The organism is Salinicola salarius, assembly GCF_002179555.1.
In the GTDB taxonomy this organism is placed as follows: Bacteria; Pseudomonadota; Gammaproteobacteria; order Pseudomonadales; family Halomonadaceae; genus Salinicola; species Salinicola salarius_A.
The window spans coordinates 1-414 of record NZ_NHOU01000154.1 but is presented as its reverse complement, the minus strand read 5'-3'; the positions used below and the strand labels follow the sequence as shown (position 1 = coordinate 414).

Here is a 414-nt window from a genome sequence, read left to right as displayed (position 1 = left end):
GCCGCGGGCCAGGGCCCGCGGCGGTGGATCGACGAACGGCTTTGCGTCTTACTGCTTGAGCACGAACGGCGAGACATACTTGTCGACGTTGTCCGGGGTGATCAGGATGCAATCGAAGAGGTGCTTCTCGCCCTGGACACCGGTTTCGCCGGTGGTGATGAACTTGTCGGCCATCTGCACCGCGGCCTTGGAGAAGATCGCCACCGGCTGCAGCACGGTGTAGGCGAGCTCGCCGGACTTGACCGCGTCGACCGCGTCTGGCGAACCGTCGAAGCCACCGACCACGACATCGTCCAGCTTGCCGGCTTCCTTGAGTGCGGCGATCGCGCCCAGCGCCATCTCGTCGTTGCCGCTGATCACGCCTTGAATGTCAGGGTTGGCCTGCAACAGGCTCTGCATCTTGTTGAACCCCTG

The 414-nt window shown here is 63.8% G+C and carries 1 protein-coding gene; it reads right to left on the bottom strand.

What is annotated here, in order from left to right:
- Positions 1 to 48 precede the first annotated feature (48 nt).
- A partial coding sequence (locus tag CCD76_RS19575; RefSeq protein ID WP_143543368.1) for a substrate-binding domain-containing protein occupies positions 49 to 414 on the bottom strand: 366 nt, incomplete at its 5' end.